The 21,058-nt window shown below is 53.9% G+C and carries 19 protein-coding genes; 6 read left to right on the top strand and 13 right to left on the bottom strand.

Annotated elements, in window-relative coordinates:
* The first annotated feature begins 34 nt into the window (after positions 1 to 34).
* The 3 genes from KUE00_RS18270 (at position 35) to KUE00_RS18260 (ending at position 2,344) form a co-directional block, all read left to right on the top strand.
* On the top strand, positions 35 to 184 hold the full coding sequence (locus KUE00_RS18270; protein WP_246761423.1) for a DUF2474 domain-containing protein: 150 nt from the start codon (positions 35 to 37) through the stop codon (positions 182 to 184).
* 178 nt (positions 185 to 362) lie between these two features.
* Positions 363 to 620 (top strand): CsbD family protein, encoded by a 258-nt coding sequence (locus KUE00_RS18265; RefSeq protein WP_246761422.1) that lies wholly within the window; start codon positions 363 to 365, stop codon positions 618 to 620.
* Positions 621 to 1,003: 383 nt separating this feature from the next.
* Positions 1,004 to 2,344, top strand: a complete 1,341-nt coding sequence (locus tag KUE00_RS18260; protein WP_246761421.1) for a carbohydrate porin — start codon at positions 1,004 to 1,006, stop codon at positions 2,342 to 2,344.
* Between the two features lie 59 nt (positions 2,345 to 2,403).
* Here KUE00_RS18260 and fetB read toward each other — a convergent pair whose 3' ends face one another.
* From fetB to pqqU, 12 genes are all read right to left on the bottom strand, one after another.
* On the bottom strand, positions 2,404 to 3,171 hold the full coding sequence (gene fetB / locus KUE00_RS18255; RefSeq protein WP_246761420.1) for an iron efflux ABC transporter permease subunit FetB: 768 nt from the start codon (positions 3,169 to 3,171) through the stop codon (positions 2,404 to 2,406).
* Positions 3,158 to 3,826: an iron efflux ABC transporter ATP-binding subunit FetA gene (fetA, locus tag KUE00_RS18250; protein WP_246761419.1), complete on the bottom strand. Its 669-nt coding sequence runs from the start codon at positions 3,824 to 3,826 to the stop codon at positions 3,158 to 3,160. Before fetA ends, fetB begins: the two co-directional genes overlap by 14 nt.
* 171 nt (positions 3,827 to 3,997) lie before the next feature.
* Positions 3,998 to 5,092 (bottom strand): ABC transporter substrate-binding protein, encoded by a 1,095-nt coding sequence (locus tag KUE00_RS18245; RefSeq protein ID WP_246761538.1) that lies wholly within the window; start codon positions 5,090 to 5,092, stop codon positions 3,998 to 4,000.
* Between the two features lie 205 nt (positions 5,093 to 5,297).
* Positions 5,298 to 5,690, bottom strand: coding sequence for a 4-amino-4-deoxy-L-arabinose-phosphoundecaprenol flippase subunit ArnF (arnF, locus tag KUE00_RS18240; RefSeq protein WP_246761418.1), 393 nt, complete (start codon positions 5,688 to 5,690; stop codon positions 5,298 to 5,300).
* On the bottom strand, positions 5,690 to 6,022 hold the full coding sequence (gene arnE / locus KUE00_RS18235; RefSeq protein ID WP_246761417.1) for a 4-amino-4-deoxy-L-arabinose-phosphoundecaprenol flippase subunit ArnE: 333 nt from the start codon (positions 6,020 to 6,022) through the stop codon (positions 5,690 to 5,692). The genes arnF and arnE overlap by 1 nt, the downstream gene beginning before the upstream one ends.
* Positions 6,019 to 7,671 (bottom strand): lipid IV(A) 4-amino-4-deoxy-L-arabinosyltransferase, encoded by a 1,653-nt coding sequence (gene arnT, locus KUE00_RS18230; protein ID WP_425523593.1) that lies wholly within the window; start codon positions 7,669 to 7,671, stop codon positions 6,019 to 6,021. The genes arnE and arnT overlap by 4 nt, the downstream gene beginning before the upstream one ends.
* Before the next feature lie 21 nt (positions 7,672 to 7,692).
* Complete coding sequence (gene arnD, locus KUE00_RS18225; protein ID WP_246761415.1) at positions 7,693 to 8,586, bottom strand: 4-deoxy-4-formamido-L-arabinose-phosphoundecaprenol deformylase; 894 nt, start codon at positions 8,584 to 8,586, stop codon at positions 7,693 to 7,695.
* The gene (gene arnA, locus KUE00_RS18220) at positions 8,583 to 10,565 is read right to left on the bottom strand and encodes a bifunctional UDP-4-amino-4-deoxy-L-arabinose formyltransferase/UDP-glucuronic acid oxidase ArnA (RefSeq protein ID WP_246761414.1); all 1,983 of its coding nucleotides are present in this window, start codon (positions 10,563 to 10,565) and stop codon (positions 8,583 to 8,585) included. The genes arnD and arnA overlap by 4 nt, the downstream gene beginning before the upstream one ends.
* On the bottom strand, positions 10,562 to 11,542 hold the full coding sequence (gene arnC, locus KUE00_RS18215) for an undecaprenyl-phosphate 4-deoxy-4-formamido-L-arabinose transferase (RefSeq protein ID WP_246761413.1): 981 nt from the start codon (positions 11,540 to 11,542) through the stop codon (positions 10,562 to 10,564). Before arnC ends, arnA begins: the two co-directional genes overlap by 4 nt.
* The gene (gene arnB, locus KUE00_RS18210; protein ID WP_246761412.1) at positions 11,535 to 12,683 is read right to left on the bottom strand and encodes a UDP-4-amino-4-deoxy-L-arabinose aminotransferase; all 1,149 of its coding nucleotides are present in this window, start codon (positions 12,681 to 12,683) and stop codon (positions 11,535 to 11,537) included. The genes arnC and arnB overlap by 8 nt, the downstream gene beginning before the upstream one ends.
* A gap of 566 nt (positions 12,684 to 13,249) precedes the next feature.
* Positions 13,250 to 15,643: a glucose/quinate/shikimate family membrane-bound PQQ-dependent dehydrogenase gene (locus tag KUE00_RS18205; protein WP_246761411.1), complete on the bottom strand. Its 2,394-nt coding sequence runs from the start codon at positions 15,641 to 15,643 to the stop codon at positions 13,250 to 13,252.
* Between the two features lie 146 nt (positions 15,644 to 15,789).
* Positions 15,790 to 17,940 (bottom strand): TonB-dependent receptor PqqU, encoded by a 2,151-nt coding sequence (pqqU, locus tag KUE00_RS18200; protein WP_425523592.1) that lies wholly within the window; start codon positions 17,938 to 17,940, stop codon positions 15,790 to 15,792.
* Positions 17,941 to 18,362: 422 nt separating this feature from the next.
* Here pqqU and KUE00_RS18195 point away from each other — a divergent pair, with 422 nt between their 5' ends.
* The 3 genes from KUE00_RS18195 (at position 18,363) to KUE00_RS18185 (ending at position 20,510) form a co-directional block, all read left to right on the top strand.
* Positions 18,363 to 18,740, top strand: coding sequence for a hypothetical protein (locus KUE00_RS18195; protein ID WP_246761410.1), 378 nt, complete (start codon positions 18,363 to 18,365; stop codon positions 18,738 to 18,740).
* A gap of 38 nt (positions 18,741 to 18,778) precedes the next feature.
* Complete coding sequence (locus KUE00_RS18190; RefSeq protein ID WP_246761409.1) at positions 18,779 to 19,915, top strand: iron-containing alcohol dehydrogenase; 1,137 nt, start codon at positions 18,779 to 18,781, stop codon at positions 19,913 to 19,915.
* Between the two features lie 178 nt (positions 19,916 to 20,093).
* Positions 20,094 to 20,510 carry an RcnB family protein gene (locus KUE00_RS18185; RefSeq protein WP_246761408.1) on the top strand — a complete coding sequence of 139 codons (417 nt, stop codon included), beginning with the start codon at positions 20,094 to 20,096 and terminating at the stop codon, positions 20,508 to 20,510.
* A gap of 73 nt (positions 20,511 to 20,583) precedes the next feature.
* On the opposite strand, the gene KUE00_RS18180 is transcribed toward KUE00_RS18185, so the two are convergent.
* Positions 20,584 to 20,796 carry a hemolysin XhlA gene (locus KUE00_RS18180; protein ID WP_246761407.1) on the bottom strand — a complete coding sequence of 71 codons (213 nt, stop codon included), beginning with the start codon at positions 20,794 to 20,796 and terminating at the stop codon, positions 20,584 to 20,586.
* Positions 20,797 to 21,058 lie beyond the last annotated feature (262 nt).

Genomic DNA, 21,058 nt, shown 5'->3' with positions numbered 1-21,058 from the left:
CACTGGCAGGAGAGAAAGTTAGCTGGAGGAAAGTATGGTTGAAACACAACAGACACTTAAACTGCCGGTGTGGAAACGCATCCTGTGGATGGTTCTCATCTATGCCGGTAGCGTCATGGCGCTGGGCGTTGTCGCAACGCTGTTCCGCTTTATGATGACCGCTGCGGGTATGAAGTCACACTGATACTCCAGCCAGCCTTGCCCTCTCTTTTGGGCGCGCTTCTTTACAAGGGTCGACTATTGTCGGCCCTTTTCTTTACATCATTCATAATTTTACACATAAACGCAGCGGCAACGCCTTTTTGATGGTCTATGCTTTTACTTCATCCATGAGGAAATCATGTCACTAAGAAGGAGGCACTATGAGTCTGTTAGATAAAGCCAACGATAAAGCCGAAGAAGCGCTGGGCAAAGGCCAGGAGCAGTTTGGTAAAGCCGCTGAGTCTCCGGAGCATGAGTTCAAGGGCAAGGTACGCCAGGGTGCCGCGAAAGCCTCTTATGCTGTCGATGACGCGCTTGACTGCGTAAAAACCAAAACCCAGGACGCGCCGTTCGTTTCACTGGCCATTGCTGCCGGTATCGGCTTCCTGGCGGCGAAAATCTTCGGTGGTCGCCGTTAAGAAACGCTCTGCAACAGGATCTGCTTTTCCTGTTACGCGCTGCTGCGAGTATCTCGTAGCCTGAGGGCCGGTCTTCCGGCCCTTTTCTTTTGCCTGCTATACGCTCATTTTCTTTCCTCTTCCCCTTTTAGCCCCTCTCTAAACCGTGATCCATCTATAAAAATTGAACTTTTTAGCAAAATTGAAACTTATTCAGCACTATTTATAACAATATGCTTTCAGTTTAGTGGTTTCATTCCGGCTAAGCGTCCTTCCCGCTTTAAGTCAGCGCTTCTGACCGCTTTGCAAGAGTCGCACAGGAGATAATGCTGACAGCAGCGTGGTGGCCGTAACCTGGCCGTCTTCACAGGGCCAGCGCTATCACTAAAACAAGGTCTCCTACTATGAAAAGCAAATTACCGACAACCACGCTAAAAAGAACTGTGGCGTTCTGTGGTTTTGGCTTACTGCTGGCTTCTCACCAGGCGCTGGCGGACTATACGCCGCTGAGCATCGACTCGCCGTATGCCTTTGGCGACTGGGGCGGCAACCGAACCCAGCTGGAGCAGGAAGGTATACAGTTTCAGGTGAACTACACCATGGAATCCGCCAGCAATTTTTCCGGCGGCTATAACCAGTCAAGCAGCGCACGCTATACCGATCAGTGGGGCTTTGGCACCACGCTGGATCTGGAAAAACTGCTGAACTGGACCGATACCCAGTTTCAGGCCACCATCACCAGCCGTAACGGCCAGGATTTAACGCAATATATTAACGATCCGCGTTCCGGCGGGCTCTCTTCCGTGCAGGAAGTCTGGGGACGCGGGCAGACCTGGCGCCTGACCCAGTTCTGGCTGAATAAGGGCTTCTTCGATCATGCGGTAGAAGTAAAAGCGGGTCGCGTGACCGTGGGCGAAGATTTTGACAGCTGGCCAAGCAAGTTCCAGAACCTGGCGTTTGGCGGTGGCCAGGCGGGTAACTGGCGCGGCGATCGCTGGTATAACTGGCCTGTTTCCCAGTGGGGCGGCCGCGTGAAGTTTAATTTCACGCCGGAGGTATTCCTGCAGGTTGGTTTCTATAACCAGACCGCCTCTAACTACGACACCGGCAACGGCTTCCGTCTGGATGGCAGCCCGACGCTGGGCAACCTGGTCCCGGTTGAACTGGGCTGGGAACCGCAAATTGGCCCGGACAAGCTGGCCGGTAACTACCGCGTGGGTATGTACTACTCGTCGGTGAAAGGCAATAACTACAGCTCCTACAGCAACGGCCAGTACGGCGAAGATAACCACTCTTACGGCGGCTATCTGCTGTTACAGCAGCAGCTGATGGCGATGAATGGCGACAACAAACGCGGTCTGGGCATCGTGGCTCAGGGGGTAATGAACGATCATAAAACCTCTAAAACCGATAACTACCAGTCGCTGGCGCTGGTCTGGACTGGCCCATTCGATGCTCGTCCTGAAGATGAGATCGGCGTTGGCGCGGCACGTATTCACGTCAACAGCGATTACAGCAAGATGCTGCGTCAGACCAATCAGGAAAACGGCGTAAACAGCTATGATAATCCAACCTATCTGCCTATCCAGAGCGGTTCGGAATATGACTATGAGATCTACTATAACGCTCACGTCACTAACTGGATGAACCTGCGTCCAAACCTGCAATACGTTTCTTCACCGGGTGCGGTAAGCGAAGTGAAAGATGCGTTTGTGGGCGGCATTACCGCGACCATCAACTTCTGATCCGGTCGATAAACTAATGGCGAACATTATCGTTCGCCATTTTTCGTTTTATGCCGCTTCTATTCCATCGACTTCAGCTGCGCGCGGGGCGTAAAGAAGCGTCGGTAAGCCAGATAACCCGCCACGATAGTCGCCACGCTGGCCGTGCCCAGCAGCATAAAAGTCACCATAATCTGGTATTTAATCGCTTTTACCGGATCGATACCGGCAAAAATCAAACCCGACATCATTCCCGGCAGGCTGACCAGACCGACAGTTTTGGCGGCGTCAACGCCAGGGATCATCGCGGAACGGATGCTGTCGCGGATAATGCTGGCGGAAGCCAGTTTGACCGAAGCGCCCAGGCTAAGCATTTCCTGTACTTTTTGCTGATTGTCGCTGAAGCGCTGGTTCAGATTGTTGTAGCACAACCCTACCGCCACCATGGCGTTGCCCGCAATCATGCCGGAAACAGGGATCACCTGCATCGGCATAAATTCAATCGAGCCGCTCATGACTAAAATGACCAGCGTTAAGGTCGTACTTAGCGTAATAGCGATAAACGACAGCACAAACGCGTTGTCGATATTGCGGCTGCGCTTGCGGGCGTTTAAGGCTGCATTAACGCAGATAAACAGCACCATCAATACCGTCAGCGCGGCGTTCTGTAAGTCAAAGATATATTTCAGGACATAGCCGACAATAACCAGCTGCACAATGGCGCGCGACACGCTCCAGATAATATCTTTTTCCAGCCCCAGCTTCTCTTTGCGGCTAACGAACAGCGCCACCAGAACCAGAATCAGCGCCAGCCCCAGCGACTCATTGGTAATATTATGCTGATTCATCGGCATCTCTCCTTGCTGGCGGTCGAAGGCTGATAACGCGCTGCGCCTCTCCGATTTCCCGCGCGTCGTGACTAATCCAGATCGCCGCCGTCCCCTTTTCTTTTACCAGTCCGGCAATAAGCTGATTGATAATCTGCTTATTTTCTTCATCCAGCGCGCTGGTAATTTCATCCAGCAGTAAAATATCCGGCAGGAATTGCAGGTTACGCAGCAGCGCTATCCGCTGCTTTTCTCCGCCGGAAAGCTGGCCGATCTTCTTTTCCAGTATGTCTGACGGCAAATTGACCTGGCGCAATCCGCTCTTTAACGCCGCAGCCTCTACTTTTTTTCGGCGAATTTGCCAGGGTAAAGCCAGGTTGTCATACACCGTTTCGCCAAACAAAACCGGCGTCTGGAAGCAGTAAGAAACCTGCTGTCGATAGCTTTCCGGCTTCAGCTCGCTTATTGCCCTGCCCTGAAAGAAAAGCGTTCCGCCGTCAGGCTCCAGCAGCGAGGCGATAATTTTTAATAAGGTGCTTTTGCCGCTGCCGGATGGCCCGGTCAGCCAGACGAACTCACCTGCATCAAGCGTAAAGGAAACGGGTGCCAGCAAGGTTACGCCCTGCTGGCTGTAAGTAACACCCTGCACGTTAAGCAGGGGGAACGTTTCTGACATTTTCGTTAATCCAAAAAAATTGCGGCGATCATAACGCGAAAAGGCGACAAGTTGTCGCCTTTCAAGCTGCTTATAAACCTACACAGGCCGTATATTTCGGCATTTTTGCAGCAACACTACAGCCTTCTGGCAGCGGAGGCGAACTGGATAAGCGGACCCTTTACCCGAACCTTATTGCTGCTTCGAAGCGTAACTCAGCACTACCGGGTCGTCAGGAAGCTTAGTAAAGCGGGTAACGATCTGATGAAAATCGGCCTCGGGATTAAGCGTCGCAAAGCGGGCTGGATAAAGATCTTTGGCCAGTATCTCCATCCCGATAATATTGTAGGGATGGTTATAAAAATGATGATAAATACCGTATGCCCTGCCTTCTTTCACCGGCGTGATTTGCTGCAGGCCAGTACGGTTAATCAGTTTATTAAAGGTAACGGCGACGTCGTTAAGGGAAACGTTATAACCGAACGGCAGTACGTTATTATTCGGACGTTTAGAACCCGACATAATATAAACGTCCGGCTTCATGGCGATAATTTTTTCCAGCGCGACAAAACCTGACGACCCCGGCAGCAGGCTGGAGCCAATGTTTTTGCCGCCAACCGCCTCTACCAGCCCGCCCCAGCCGTTGTGGCCGTGAGTAAAGCAGCAGCTGTCCGAGTTACCCGCAATAGGTTCAATAAATACCGTCGGCTTCTGTTTTACCTGAGCAATCTGCTGCTGGATAGCATCCCAGCGCTGGTGATAAAAATCGGTATACTCTTTCGCACGGGCTTCCTGATTAAGCACCTTGCCCAGCAGGGTAACGCTGTTAGCCGTGTTTTGTGCCGGATGAAGTTCATAATCAACAAACACCACCGGAATATGCAGCCGCTGCATCGTATCCAGCACGCCGGTCTGCTTTAGCGCGGCTTTGGCACGCAGCTGAGCGATCATCAAATCCGGCTTTTCAGCGATAACGCTTTCCAGGTTAACCTGCCCCTGGTCATTAAAACCCATATCCAGGATCTTCGTTGCTTCCGGCCAGGCTTTCTTCAGCAGATCCCAGGTCTGCGGATCCTGCTTTTTCGGCAAATTATTCCAGGCTACCACGCGACGGAAAGGATCTTCACGATCCAGCAGCGCTAAGGCTAAAACATCGCGGCCATCCTGCAAAATGACATGCTGCGGCTCCTTATCCAGCGTGACTTTCTGATTATCCATATCGGTAATCTGCAAGGGATAGGTGGTGGCCGCACAGCCAGCAGAAATGACCAGCGAGCTGGCCAACATCCAGGAACGAATTGTCACGTAGCGTCTCCATAAGAACAATATCGATAATTATTAACAAATATACCGCTAAAACGAACGATTATCATTCTTTTTGTGCTGGCAACCGGACGAAAGTGTTTGAATGTAAAGGAATATTTTATAAAGCAGGATTCAGGCAGGCGGCGCGGCGCTCCGCAACCAGCCCTGCCCGTTTTAAATACGCTGATTACTGCCCGCTGCGTGGCTTTTTCGCTGGCCAGCAAATAAACAGCAGCCCGCTAAAGATAAGCACTACCCCTGCCAGTTTCCCCCAGCGGAAAGGCTCATGAAGCGCCGGTAAAAAAAGCGCCGCGGCCCACACCAGGACATAGCTTAGGCTCAGCAGCGGATAGGCTTTGCTGAGCGCGACCCGTTGCAGCGCCAGCAGCCAGCAGAGCATTGACAGCGCATAGGCCGCCAGCCCGCCAGCCAGCCCGATGACGGCAGGAGAAAACGTTAAGAGTGCCGGGAAAAAAGCCGCCGGATCGCTGGCGGCAGGCAGGTTAATCATCGACCAGCGCATCAGCAGCTGCGCCCCGCTTACCAGTAAAACGCTACACAGCGCCAGTAAAATTCCCATCAGGCCCAGGCCCCCATCACCGCTACGCCCGCTACAATCAGGCCGATACCCAGCCAGTGCCGCACAGAAACGGGCTCTTTCCATAGCCAGCGGGCCGCCAGCGCAATAAAGATAAAATTCAGGCTCAGCATGGGGTAAGCCACGCCGACCGGTACCTGTTGCAATATTCGCAGCCAGACCAGCATCGCGCAGCCCAGCAGCAGCACGCTTAGCCCCAGCCAGAACAGCAAATGCCATTTCCCTTTCAGTAAGCCATGATGCGCCGCCTGCTTTTGGCAAAGCTGTCCGGCGCAGCTCAGCAGGCTGGCGAAAACGATCAGCAGAATATTCATGGCTGCTGCGAGTATTGACAGACGATCAGGCGTCCCTTGCGGTAAACGGCATCCGCCTGCGGCACATCAGCATCCGGGTTCTGGTTATCCCGCTGCACTATCATCACCAGCGACACGCTACCCTGTCTCCTGTACTGCTGTAGCCAGGCAGCAAGCTGTCCGGCAGGAATAAACTTGTGGCTGGCATCCGGATAGCTAAGGCCATACTGCATTTCGCCCGGCTGGGAATAAAGAATGATATCGCTACGTCGTAGCTCCCATGCCAGCGTAGAGGCCATGCCGGGCGTGTTCGCCAGGATAAAGTGGCTTGGGGCCAGCTCGCTTTTCATCTGGCGAACGAACTCCTGCGGCAGCTTGCCTTCTCTGACATGCTCCGGAATGGCTTGCCCTACGACCAGCGCCAACGCCAGCGGACAACAGGCCGCCAGCAGCCAGCGTCGTTCGGGCGTTTTTAACGTTAGCAGGCCGCATAATCCCCACAGCAAAAACGCGCCCGCGGCCAGCACTACTCTGAATAGTTCATGATGGCTATAAACGGGATGTTTCGCCGGGCCCCACGGTGCCAGGAAAATCAGTACCGTGATGGCGCAGAGCGCGCCGAAGAGCAGGTTAATCCAGCCGTTAACTTTTAACGCCCTTCCTTTGGCTGCCACTACGGCCAGCGCCTGCTGCGCCATTAAGGCGGCCAGCGGCGCAAAGCAAGGCAGGATATAGGTGGGCAGTTTACCTTTAGCGATGCTGAAAAACAGCAGCGGCATTATTGTCCAGCTCAGCAGATAAAAAGCGCCCGGCGTTTCACGCCGTTGCTGCCAGCCGCTGCGTAGCGCGCCGGGCAAGAGTCCCAGCCACGGAAGGCACCCTAACACCAGTACCGGCAGGTAATACCAGAAAGGCGCCTTATGCTGCGCGTTGTCTTCCGCAAAGCGCTGAATATGTTCAACCCAAAAAAAGTAGTGCCAGAAATCAGCTTCACGTTGCGCAATAGCGATGGCCCAGGGCGCGCTGATCAGCGCTGCACCAACGATAGCCAGCGGCCCAAACAGCAACAGCTCTTTGAAACGCTTTTGCATAATGGCAAACGGTAAAATAGCGATAACCGGCACCGCCAGCGCCAGGAAGCCTTTGGTCATAAAGCCCATGCCGCACGCCAGCCCCAGCAGCAGCCAGGCCAACACTTTTTTTGCCGTGCCGCGCGCGTTTATCGCCAGCCAGTAACAGCACATAGCCGCCACCAGCCACAGTGTGATCATTGGATCGAGCACCGCATAGCTGCCGACGCCATAAACCAGCAGGCTGCTAAGAAAGATGATGCCCGCCAGCAGCGCAGTGGTGCGCCGCTGCCAGATGCTGAGCGTGAGCCAGTAAACCAGCAGGGCGGAAAGCGTAATGGAAAAAACGGAGCCAAAGCGGACGGCAAAATTAGTGTGGCCAAAAATCAGCTGACTAATATTGTTAATCCAGTAACCGGCAATGGGTTTTTCAAAATAGCGAAGATCGAAAAAATGCGGCACAACCCAGTTACCGTTGACCAGCATTTCACGGCTGATTTCAGCATAACGGGTCTCATCGGGTTGCCAGAGCGGGCGAAACTCCAGCGGCACCAGGTAATACAGAGCAAACAGCAGCACCAGGAGAAGACCATTTCTCATTTTCATTGCTCCATTACTCCCCTACTCCATTAATTGTTCGCATCCAAGCCATCCTTCACGACCAGCAAGGCTGCGCCGCACAATTTTTCCTGTCGGTAGATGGCTGATATTTTCAGGCAGCAATTCGCTTAGCGGGCAAAAGCAAATGCCCTCACGCTCGGCCAGCGTCAACAGCTGGTCAAACATGTCGCTCATGACAATGCCTTCCACTTCGGCATGAATAGTGTAAACCGGCGTGCCCTTATCCTCTTTTATCTTCCTGATAATAAAGTCGTTGAACGCTTCCTTGCTGACGGAAGAGCCAACCACTTCATCCCATGTGGGCAAGGTGACCGGAATCTGTACCGTTCCCGTACCGCCATTTTCCAGCAGCGGCAAAAACGGTCTGCTGCCGCGGCAGTCGCTGTTATAGCTGAAGTGAAAAGGTTCCTTAGCGTCGACCACGCGCTGGTCGGCCCGCCAGCCCGCTACGGCTGAACAGGTGACGGGCTGGCCGATAAGGGTACTTAAGGCGTCCTTGCCCAGGGCAATTTGCCGTGACAGCTCGTCAGGCGACCAGACGCCTGCCCAGGTTTGCCAGGCAAAATGATCCCAGGCATGTAGCCCGACCTCGTGCTCTTCCGCCGTTTTTTTCAGAATATCGCGCTGGCCCTTGCCAATGATGCGGCCAGGCCAGGCGGTACCTGCCAGCAGAATGTCCCAGCCATACAGCGAGGCGGCGTTGGAGCGCAGCATTTTCCACAAGAACTTTGGCTTTAACAGACGCCATAAATGGCGTCCCATATTGTCCGGGCCAACGCTGAAGAAAAAACTGCCGCGGGTACGATGCCGCTTAAGGATTTCCAGTAGTCGGGGCACGCCATCACGCGTGCCACGCCACGTATCAACATCAATACGAAGCCCGACTTTTATCATTGAGCTTTTTCCACGTCTTCAACGGTGCGTAAGAAGAAGTCCAGCGTCGCGTCGATGGTTTTTTCCATTTTCACTTCCGGCGTCCAGTTCAGCAGGCGGCGAGCGTTACGTATGGCTGGCTTACGGTGTTCAACGTCCTGGTAGCCTTTACCATAATAGGTGCTGCTTTCAACCTCGCGGAAACCGGCAAACGGCGGGAAGCTGTCGCGCAGTGGATGACGATCGAAGCTGGCCAGCAGCTGCTCTGCCAGCTCTTTAATGCTCGCTTCGTTGTCCGGGTTACCGATATTGATGATCTGGCCGTCGCAGTTATTGTTTTTGTTTTCAATAATGCGGAACAGCGCTTCTACACCATCGCGGATGTCGGTAAAGCAGCGCTTCTGGCGGCCACCGTCGATCAGCTTAATCGGCGAGCCTTCTACCAGGTTGAGAATAAGCTGCGTGATGGCGCGGGAACTGCCGATACGTGCGGCGTTCAGGTTGTCCAGACGCGGCCCCATCCAGTTAAACGGCCTGAATAAGGTAAAGCGCAGGCCTTCTTTATCGCCATAGGCCCAGATCACGCGGTCCAGCAGCTGTTTAGAAACGGAGTAGATCCAGCGCTGTTTATTGATTGGCCCGACCACCAGGTTAGAGTGATCTTCATCGAAGTTGGCATCGGTACACATACCGTAAACTTCAGAAGTGGAAGGGAAAATAATGCGCTTTTTGTATTTTACGCAGTCGCGGATAATCTTCAGGTTTTCTTCAAAATCCAGCTCGAAAACGCGCAGCGGATTGCGCGTATATTCAATCGGCGTGGCGATAGCGACCAGCGGCAGAATGACGTCGCATTTTTTAATGTGATATTCAATCCACTCTGAATGGATGCTGATATCGCCTTCGACAAACTGAAAACGCGGGCGGCCGATAAAGCGGCTAATCGCGTCCGAACCGATATCCAGACCGTAGACTTCGAAGTTATCGTCCTGCAGCAGACGCTCTGTCAGATGATTACCGATAAACCCGTTAACGCCAAGGATCAACACGCGGGTACGGCGCTTAATAACGGAGGCAGGCTGATTGCTTAGCAGCGCGCCATTCACCAGCCCAAGCGTTTGCGCCAGCTGTGAGCCCTGCATGTAAACGCCATTCTCACTCTGGCCGGTGATCACTTCCAGCGCATCCTGGCCGCAGGCGATAATCAGCGGGTTGGCGGACAGCACGGTACCCGCTTTTGCCGCAGGCAGATCGCGTCTGACCTTACCTTTCCAGATAATAAATTTTGCCGAGCCAATATAGCCAAAAGCCCCCGGCCACGGATCGGTGACGGCGCGAACCAGGTTATTGATAGTTTCCGCTGGCTTCGTCCAGTCGATACGGCCATCATCCGGCGTACGGCGGCCCACGCGGGTAGCCTGACTTTCATCCTGAGGACGTTCGGCAACCTTCCCTTCTTTCAGCGCTGGTAGCGTCTCGCCCAGTAGCTGTTCGGCCGCAGCGTTAAGCTTGCGGTGCAGCGTCAGCGCATTATCTTCCTCGGCGATAGCAACGGTGTGCTGGGCCAGAATAGCACCTGCATCAGCGCGCGCCGTCATACGGTGCAGCGTGACGCCCGTTTCGGTTTCGCCATTTACCAGCGCCCAGTTCAGCGGCGCGCGGCCACGGTATTTTGGCAGCAGCGACCCGTGCAGATTGAAGGCACCGGCGCTGGCGCAGTTCAGGATCTCTTCACACAGCAGGTTGCGGTAGTAGAAAGAGAAAATAACGTCCGGATTCATCGCCTTAATACGATCTATCCAGAGCGGATGATTGACTTCCTCAGGGGCAAAAACAGGAATACCCTGCTCCGCCGCCGTACGCGCTACCGAGGCAAAAAAGTGGTTTTCTGTTGCTGTATCCGCATGCGTAAAAATGGCTTCAATTTCATAACCCGCTTTCACCAGAGCATTAATGCCAATACAACCTATGTCGTGGTAAGCAAAAACTATTGCTTTCATTTTTTGTCGTCCTCAGAAGAGCCAGTGAAAGATGAATTAATAACGCGTTGAATAAAGTAGCGGGGGCGAGCACGGACATCGTTATAGATACGGCCGATGTATTCACCCAACAGTCCCATGCCCACAAACTGCGCGCCGATAAAAATAAACAGTACGGCAAACAGCATAAAGACGCCGTCGGCGGCCCACGCCGGGCCAAAAAACAGGCGTAACAGAATCAATAACAGCGAAAATGCGAACCCGGCCAGCGCAATCAGGCTGCCAACGACGCTAAGCATGCGCAGCGGCGTTGTAGTCAGACAGGTCACCAGGTCATACATCAGGTTGATCAGGCGCATCAGGCTATATTTGGAATCGCCAAATTCGCGCTCCGCATGCAGCACCGGGATCTCAATGGCCCGCCGGGCAAACGTATTGGCAAGGATAGGAATAAACGTGCTGCGCTCGTGACAGTGCAGCATCGCTTCAATGATATGGCGGCGGTAGGCACGCAGCATACAGCCATAATCGCCCATCGCTTTGCCGGTCGCGCGCTGGATAAGATGATTGATCATCCGCGACGCCTTTTTTCGGAACCAGCTATCCTGGCGGTTCTGCCTGACGGTGCCCACCACGTCATAGCCCTCTTCCGCTTTTTCAACCAGACGCGGGATCTCTTCAGGTGGGTTCTGTAAATCGGCGTCCAGCGTGATAATCAGATCGCCGCTGACGTGGCTAAAGCCAGCCATAATCGCCGAGTGCTGGCCGTAGTTACGGTTAAGCAGCACGGCGACCACATGGCTGCCCGGCTCTTCCGCCATGGCGGTCAGCATCTCAGCCGAGCTGTCGCTGCTGCCGTCATCCACCAGCACGATTTCATATGCCTGCGATAAGGTGGCGCAGGCGGTCGTGGTGCGGCGTACCAGTTCAGGCAAGCTTTCCTGTTCGTTATAAACAGGGATAACAACAGAAACTTTTTTAATGGGTTGTTCAGACATGGTGTTTCTCAGCAATTTCACGCAGCGCAGCAATAACGCGGCTTACATCTTCATCGGTCATACCGGGGAACAGCGGGATAGAACAGATACGGTCTGAGTTCCACTCCGTGGCAGGTAAAGAGAGCGTTGGGAAACGTTCACGGTAATATTTTTGCGTATGGGCTGCTCTGAAGTGCAGGCCAGTACCGATATCGCGCTCTTTCAGCGCCTGCATCAGCTCATCGCGATTCAGGCCACAGCGCGCCTGGTCAACGCGAATAATAAACAGATGCCAGGCGTGCTGGTGTGGCCAGTCCGGCTGAGCCAGCGGTTGAAACGGCGTGTCGGCCAGCTCGCGGAGATAGCGGTTAGCAATTTCGCTGCGCCGCGCATTAAGCTCTTTGAGTTTGTCCAGCTGTACCAGCGCGATAGCCGCGTTGATATCGGCCAGATTATATTTGTAGCCAGGCATAATGACTTCGGCCTGTGGCGCACGGCCGTGGGTTTGCCTGTCGAAAGCGTCCACGCCCAGGCCATGAAACTTCAGGCTGCGAATGCGGTTTGCCAGATCTTCGTTGTCGGTGACGACCAGGCCGCCTTCCGCGCAGGTCATATTTTTAATGGCGTGAAACGAGAAAATGGCGGTGCCGGTCGCGCCAACGTGCCTGTCGCGATAGTAAGTACCGGCCGCATGTGCCGCATCGTCAATGACCGCAATACCATGGCGCAGGCCCAACGCGTGAATAGCGTCGATATCGGCAGGTGCCCCGGCGTAGTGAACGGGCACGATAGCTTTTGTCCGTGGCGTGATAGCGGCTTCAATCGCCTCTGGCGTGACCATCAGCGTGTCGCGATCGACATCAATCATCACCGGCTCGGCGCCCAGCAGAGCAATCATATTGAGCGTGGAAACCCAGGTGAGCGAAGGCGTAATAACCTCATCTCCCGGTCCAATCCCCAATGCCATTAACGTTACGTGCATACCCGCCGTAGCCGAACTGACGGCAATGCCGTAACGATTTCCGGTAAGTTCACAAAAGGCCTGTTCAAGCTGCTGATTTTTAGGGCCGGTGGTAATCCAGCCTGAGCGCATCACTTCACTGACCGCAGCCAGCTCGTGTTCACCCAGCGCTGGCCGGGAAAAAGGAAGAAAGTGGGACACTATTAAACTCCTTTACCGATCGTCTGGAGGCCAATTTAGCAGATTGTGCGATTAACACCACTCGTAAAGCGGTTAAATCATTAACTTTTATTAACGTGACGTCCGACGATCATCTGTCTAAGTAACGACTTTTCTTTACTTCCCGTTCACATCAAATTCACACGAAAAGTAAGCTATTGTGGCATGAGATAAGGGTATTTGAATCAACAGATCCTGAACAATAAGTGAGAAACATTAGGAAAAGATTAAGGAAATGCGAATAAGGTAACAGGCTGGATTCTGAAAACAGCGCGGTTTAGGAAGGGTTTAGAATTGATGAGAAAATAAGCACATCTCTAACGAGTTGTTATAAATAATTAATCGTAAGTTAAGGAACTTAAATATAAATTACGGGTCGCTTGATATTGCCGATTTTCACCGGTAAAAATGCCTGGCTGTTCATTACGCTTTCTCTTAGTCCATGACACGCGCTTTGCTCGTCGGGTAATAACAGATAAAAAAAGGGCGTCCCGTTAAGGACGCCCCTGATAGCCGTTATCGCTGCGGATTAGCTCCGCCAGGATAACTTATTTTTTCGCGTCGTCCGGCAGCGCATAGGCAACAATGTAGTCGCCCAGTTTGGTGCCGAATGAGCCGTGACCACCTGCCGCGATCAGCACGTACTGCTTGCCGTTCACTTCATAGGTCATTGGCGTAGCCTGGCCACCGGCCGGCAGACGAGCCTGCCACAGTTTTTCACCGTTGGTCACGCTAAACGCGCGCAGATAGTTATCCGCCGTCGCGCCAATAAACATCACGTTACCCGCCGTAGAGATTGGGCCGCCCAGCATAGGCATACCCATCTTGAACGGCAGCGGAACCGGTGAGCTGTCGCGAACGGTACCGATGCGCTTTTTCCACACGATATCGTTGGTTTTCAGGTCAACCGCAGAGATGTAGCCCCATGCAGGCTGTTTGCAAGGGAAGCCCAGCGGAGACAGGAACGGATTCAGGGTCACGCCGAACGGTACGCCGTACTGTGGCTGAACGCCGGTTTCCGTGCCGCTACCGCCTTTATCGTTCTCGTTTGGCCACAGCGGGTTGTTTGGACCACGTGGGATCAGGCGAGAAACGAAAGGCAGCGCCATCGGGTTAGTAATAGCAATCTGACGATCGGTATTAACAGAGATACCGCCCCACTCGAACATACCCAGGTTGCCCGGGAACACCAGGGTGCCCTGCTCTGAAGGTGGCGTGAACGGGCCTTCGTAACGCAGGCTGTGGAACATTACGCGACAGATCAGCTGATCGTAAATCGTTGCGCCCCACATATCCGCGCCGGAGAGTTTGTTCTTCGGACGATAGGTCAGCTCAGAGAAGTGCTGCGTAGGAGACACGTGGTCGCCTTTGGCAGCGCCCTGCGGCACTGGTGTTTCCGGTGCAGGCACAACTTCCTTGCCGGTACGACGGTCCAGTACAAAGATGTCGCCTGTTTTGGTCGGTACATAAATGACCGGAACGGTGCTGCCGTCTTTCACGGTGATATCAGCCAGCGTCGGCTGTGCAGGCACGTCCATATCCCACAGATCGTGATGAACGGTCTGGTAGAACCACGCCACTTTACCGGTGGTCGCGTTCAGCGCCAGCATACCGGTCGCGTAACGCTCCATTTCCGGTGTACGGTTACCGCCCCAGATATCCGGCGTTGCTACGCCGATTGGCAGGTAAACCAGATCCAGTTTGGCATCATACGAAGCAGGCGCCCAGGAGTTCGGTGAGTTCGGCACATAGTGCTGCTCGCCTTCCGGTACCACGTTCGGATCTTTCGCGCCTGGATCGAATGCCCACAGCAGTTTGCCAGTGTTGACATCAAAACCACGCACTACGCCAGATGGCTCTTTGGTGGAGTAGTTATCGGTTACCGCACCCGCCACCACGATAGTTTTATCGGTGATGATTGGCGGTGAAGTTGGCTCGTAAGCACCCGCACGGGCGTTAGGCATGTTCTGCTGCAGATTCAGCTTGCCGTTTTCGCCAAATTCCGGGCATAGCGCGCCTGTTTCCGCATCCAGCGCATACAGGTGACCATCGTTCACCGGCAGGATAACGCGACGTGAGCACAGCGCAGGCTTGCCGCCAGCTGGCACCGCTGCGGCAGCTGGCGTTTCATGATAAGAAACGCCACGGCAGGTTACGTGCTGGAAGGAAGGATCGGCTTTCAGCTGTGGATCGAATTTCCACTTCTCTTTACCGGTAGCCGCATCCAGCGCAAACAGGATCTGGTGTGGCGTACACAGATAAAGAGAATCACCCACTTTGATTGGCGTGACTTCGTCAGTCAGCTCGCCTGGATCGGTTGGGCGCTTCATATCACCGGTACGGAAGGTCCACGCTTCTTTCAGCTGACCAACGTTTTTGTCGTTAATCTGCGTCAGCGGCGAGTAGCGGGTGCCGCCCTGAGTACGACCGTAAGCAGGCCAGTCGCCTGCAGCGATGCCGTCAGCAGATTTGTTAACGTTCGCAGCCTGTTCCGCGTTAAGGGAACCGTTGATTTCCTGCGGATCGTTAAACACGGCGTAAGCCAGTGCGATCACCGTTACCACCAGCACCGCGCTCAGCGCGCCGCGTGCCGCTTTGCCCTGAGACAGGCCACGGTAAACGAAAGGCAGTACCAGCCACAGGCCAAGGAAGAAGGTCACGTCAAGACGCGGTGTCAGCGCCCAGAAGTCAGAGCCTACTTCCCACAACGACCAAATCAGCGTTGCCAGCAGGAAAACCGCATACAGCATTAAAGCTGAAGAGCGGCGACGGAACAGTAGCCAGGCGACAACCAGCTCAACAACACCAGCGATGATGTAGTAGAACGAGCCGCCGAGTTTGGCCAGCCAGATACCGCCAATCAACAGGTATAACCCGCTGATCGCGGCAAATACAGCCGTAAGCATCACGAGAGTCCGTGATAACGGTGCTTTACTTTGCATAGTATGGACCTTACCAAAATTTAACGTCTTCGATTAAGCGCACAGGCTGAATCGCAAAAAACACCCGGTTTCATACTGATTATCCATCCCGGTGTTTTGAACCCGCCGTCAGATTTACACCTGGCGGCAGGCTGTTCTGGATTCTTTTACATAAAGGTATAGGTGAGCGTTGCACCGACGCCATAGTTGCGTCCCGGCGCCGGCTCGTAATAGCGTCCATTGCCTTCATTAACGATGACCGACCCGACATACTCTTTATCAAACAGGTTATCGACGCGGGCAAAGGTATCAAGCGACCACTTGTCCCAGTTAAAACGATAGCCGCTGTTCAGGCTGGTAACCGTATAGGATGGCGCTTTCGCGTCGTTTTCATCATCGGCCTGAATACTGCTCATGTAGCGAACTTCCGCCCCCGCATGCCAGCCCTCTTCCGGCATCCAGCCTAAAGAAGCGTAGCCCATATTCCGCGCTACGCCTGGCAGACGATTGCCGGAAGGCGTACAGCTGCCGCTGTCGCTACAGGTTTCATTACGATAGGTGGCGTCCAGCAGCGTCCAGGCCATCTTCAGCTGCCAGTTTTCGGCAAACTGCTGATCGAACGCCAGTTCCAGACCGCGACGGCGAGTCTTGCCCGCATTTTTATACACCGAGCGTCCGTTGCTGCTCTCTGCCACCACCAGCTCGTTATCGGTATTGGTCTGGAACAGCGCGGCGGTAAACAGTCCGTAGCCGACGCGGGTTTTGCTACCCAGCTCAAAGGTGTCGCTGGTAGAAGGCTTCAGCCCCAGGTTCAGGCCGGTCTCGCTACCGCTGATTGAGCGATAAGAAAGCTCGTTAATGGTTGGCGTTTCAAAGCCGCGACCGGCAGAAAAATAGAGATTCGAGGCATCCGTCAGCGCGTAGTTTAAAGAGCCCATCGGCAGTAGCTTGTGGTAGCGCTTGCTGCCGCTGTCATCACCGTTGCCGGTCGTGACGTAATAATCTGTTGAATCAAAGCTGACGGTGCTATAGCGCAGACCGGCATCCAGCGTCCACTTCGGCGTCAGATCCCAGCTGGTTTGCAGGTAGGGATCGAGATTCCACATCACGTTTTTTTCGTTGCGGCGCAGGTTTCCCTTTTCGCCCAACAGCGTGCTGCCGTTCACCATTTGATAGTTTTCAAAGCCCTGACGACGTTCGGTCAGCGTTTCATAATCCAGACCGCCCGTGACGCTGAACGGTACGGAACCAAGCTGGTCGTTATGCTTCCAGCGGGTATCCACACCGGAATATTTGCGTTCGAGTACGATAACGCCGCCCGGATAGGCAGGATTTTTTTGTACGGCAACGGGAATGGACTGGTATTGCGTGGTGTGCCGCTCGCCGTGCCAGGCAGTGAAGGTAAGCTGGTCGTTATCGCTCATTTCACGCTGATAGCGCAGGCCAAGCTGCGTCTGATCGAGGCTTTTCCGGGTGTTAAAAGTATCGCCACGCGGCGACTGGCGAGGATTGGCTTTCCACTCGTCGCGGGTCAGGCCACCCGGATCGTTGGCATCTACCGAAACCGTATTGAACATCAGCGTTAAGGTGCTGACATCATCGATGCGTACACCGAACTTACCGTTGCCCAGGCTTTTTTGCGTACCGCTCTGATTGCGAAAACCACGCGTGGTAAAACGCGAACCGGAAATCATATAGTTCACATCACCAGCATGCGTGCCGTCGCCGGTTGCGCCGCTTGCCTTCACGCTGTTGCGCCAGCTACCGTAGCTGCCGTAGTAAGTGCCTGCGGTTAAGGTTGTCGGCTGGCTGCCGGTTTCGCTGTCGATATTAACCACGCCGCCCGAGGCGTTGCCGTAAAGCGCGGAGTAAGGGCCGCGCAGCACTTCGACTTTATCAACCGAATTGATATCAATGTTAGAGGTCTGCCCCTGGCCGTCCGGCATGGTGGACGGAATGCCGTCGACATAGACGCGCACGCCCCGTACGCCATACATAGAACGGCTACCGAATCCGCGAACGGAGAGCTGGAGATCCTGGGCGTAATTTTGTCGATTCTGGATCTGCAGGCCAGGCACGTTGCCCAGCGTTTCCGAAAGATTAACCTGCGGCGTACTGTTACGCAGCTGCTGACCGTTGACCACGCTGACGGCGGCGGGCGTATCCAGTTCGGAAAGCCCGCTGCGCTGTTTGATAACCATCAGAGAGCCTTCCTGCGCGGAAGCGGCGTCCTTTGACGCGACCGTCGCCTGAGCGTGACCGACAGCAGGTTGTAGTAACACCAGCGGCGTTAATAAAAGAGCAGATTTTTTGTTCACAGGATTGGTTCGGTTGATAAAGTTGTTGCCAGAGTGCTTGCAGCCTGACGCCCTATTAAGCTTTTCCACACGGACTACAGCCGGTGCAGAAAAAGTATACAAGCTGTTTTGAAACTTGCCTGGTAACCCCCTGCAAAATAAGGCATCTGACGATTTTGACGACAAAAACGACCGTTAACCCGCAAGGAATAAGATGGAAGTATCAAAAGCGTCAGGATTGTAGCACTCAATAATCTGTTTGCGAACTGCTGTTAACTATTTAGCTGAACTGATTCAGCTATAAGCCACAAAATGATAATAGTTTTGCTACATCCCGTCCAGATCGCGGCTTTTCCCTTGTTTTTGTCCGGTTTTTACCTTTTCCGTAGCGAATAAAAACGGGGGGCTATACTTGGATCATTATCCATTGCTAAGGGACTACTATGCGCTGGCAGGACCGTAAACTTTCTTCCTCTCTTTCGGCATTGGCCGTGTTGTTTCTTGCCTGCCAGCTGCTTACCGGCTGTTCATCGGGCGAAAAAGGCATGGTCTGTGAGGGAAAAATGGAAACGCTGAGTGGGCAGGCTTTAGGCAACACGCAAGGCAGAATTGTCGACCGCTTTACCTCTTTCCGCATTGCGATGGACAAACTACAGCTGGAGAGCGGGCCCCTTTACTCCAGTAATCCGCAGCAATATATTCCTTCTGCCGTTACCCGAGAAGGCTGGCTGGCGCAGCGGCTTTCCGACACTCGCTTCAGCGTGATTAATGCCCCGCAGGACAGAATGATTACCTTCAGCTGCCCTGCGCGAGCCATCTGATTGCCTTATTAACCCGCTTTTGTACATTAAGGACCGAAATGATCGTCAGCCAGATTGCAAACCGCCAGACCTTTTTTGGCCGCGGTAGCCTGCGTGAACTGCTCCCCTTATTAAGCCAGAACCCGCAGCCTACGCTGCTGTTTTGCGCCAGATCGTTTTTACAGGGTGAAGCATGGCAAAAGCTGAAGGCAGAGACAGAGCCGCTGCTGGTGGGCTGTGAAATAGTTCGCCATGAAGCTTCACCGGCAGAGCTTGATGAGTGGGTGGCGCGCTGGCGCGGAAAAGTTGCGCGAGTCGTCGCTATTGGCGGCGGCAGCGTGCTGGATGCGGCCAAAGCTTTTGCCGCACTGAGTCAGCATCCGCTGAATACGCTGCGCTATCTGGAAAAGGTGGGCGATACGCCAATAAGCGGCAATACGCTGCCCGTCATTGCCGTGCCAACCACCGCTGGCACGGGCAGCGAGGCGACGCAAAACGCAGTAGTAACGGATAAAGCCGAGATTAAAGTGAAGGCTTCGCTGCGTCACACCAGCTTCGTGCCTTATATCGCTATTCTGGATCCCGATTTGCTACGCGGCGCGCCTGATTCCGTTCTTGCCTGCTGCGCCATTGATGCTTTCACCCATCTTTTTGAAGCTTACCTTTCTGCCAAAGGCAATGCGCTGAGTCGGCAGACTGCCCTGAGCGGTCTGCGCGCCTTTATCAGCGCCTGGCCTTTTTTAAATCACGACGATGAGCAGGGCAATTTTGCTCGTGAACAGATGATGATTGCCTCCTGGCAAGGCGGCCTGAGCCTCAGTATGGCCGGGCTGGGCGTGATCCACGGCATTGCTGGCGAGCTGGGAGCCATTAAGGATTACCATCACGGCGAAGTTTGCGGTCGCCTGCTGCTGCCTTTTTTGCAGCTGCTTAATGACAGCGAGAATGAGCAGCAGCAACAGCTGATGGACGAGCTGGCCGTCGCCCTCTTCCCTGGTTTTACGCTGCCTCCGGCACGTATGCTGGCTTCCTGGCTTCAGGATAAAGCGATCACGCCTTTCTGGCTGGATCCGCCGCCGCTGAGCCACGAGGAGATGGACTGGATTGTGGCTCGCGCCAACAGTAAAAATGCGCTGATAAATTATAGCGAGGCGCAGCTGCGCTTTATGCTGGAACAGGCTTTTTCGGTACGGTAAAGGTCAGGGGCGCCGATTGGCCAGCGTCAGGGCTGCAGGCGTTAGCTTTTTGAAAGCCAATCGTAAATTTTGCGTTAAGGCACGGCTTCTTCGGATTATTGAGATTGCGTGTTGCCCTTCTGCCCCCCAGATTGGAACCGTTAACCAAAAAAAACATCAGACCTGCAAGGATATGAAAATGAAAAAGTCAGGCATTATTGCTCTTTCTGCGCTTCTGTTTACCACAACCAGCCTGAGCGCGTTTGCGGAAGGCCCACAGAATAACCAGCCGCCGATCAAGCATGAACAGCAGCACGGTAACGCTCAGCCGGAACGGCACGGCAACCCACAGCCGAACCATTCGCGCCCGGAGCAGCATCGCGAAGCACAGCATAACGCGCGTCCCGCGGACCACCGCCAGGATGAGCATCCGGACTTCCGCAGAGGGCGTCCGTTACCGGAAAAATACCGTGGCGAAGGTTACCAGGTAAATGACTGGCACAAACATGGTCTGAAAGCACCACCGGCAGGCCATCGCTGGCAGAAAATTGACGGTAACTACGTACTGATTGCCGTAGCGACCGGCGTTATCACTTCTGTTATTACGCACCATTAATCCGCGCCAGCGGTTTTCACCCGCGTAGTAAAAACAAAGGCCGTTCCGATACGGAATGGCCTTTTTGCAGGTGCTAAAATAGTAAACGAGCAATGCCCAATCCTGTCCCCAGTACGATAAACAGTGCCGCAATAAGCCATTTGGTTTGTGTATTAACGGAAGCCTGCAACTCTTTTTTAACGCTTTCAATATCGACTTTGGTTGCATAGTTCGTCTTAATCACCGCCACATCAATCAGCAGCGTTTCGACTTTTGCCTCTATCAGTTCCATTCTTTTCACCATCATCGTTTCCTTCCGGTCATTGTCCTTTCAAATCCTGAACCCAATGGTAATGAATGAACAGAATCCGACCAATAGGTTTCGATGCTGAAAAGTGCGGCAACGCTCTGAAAATCGAATGATAATTAATGAAACAAGGCAAAGGGAACCGGCGCGACCAGGTACGACAGATAAAATTGCGGCAGGAGGAAAGGTAGCAGGTAGCAGGTAGCAGGTAGCAGGTAGCAGGTAGCAGGTAGCAGGTAGCAGGTAGCAGGTAGCAGGTAGC

Origin of the sequence: Erwinia phyllosphaerae, from assembly GCF_019132875.1 — a bacterium.
GTDB classification, from domain to species: domain Bacteria; phylum Pseudomonadota; class Gammaproteobacteria; order Enterobacterales; family Enterobacteriaceae; genus Erwinia; species Erwinia phyllosphaerae.
The sequence above is the reverse complement of the archived record's forward strand: the minus strand, read 5'-3'. Positions and strand labels throughout refer to the sequence as shown.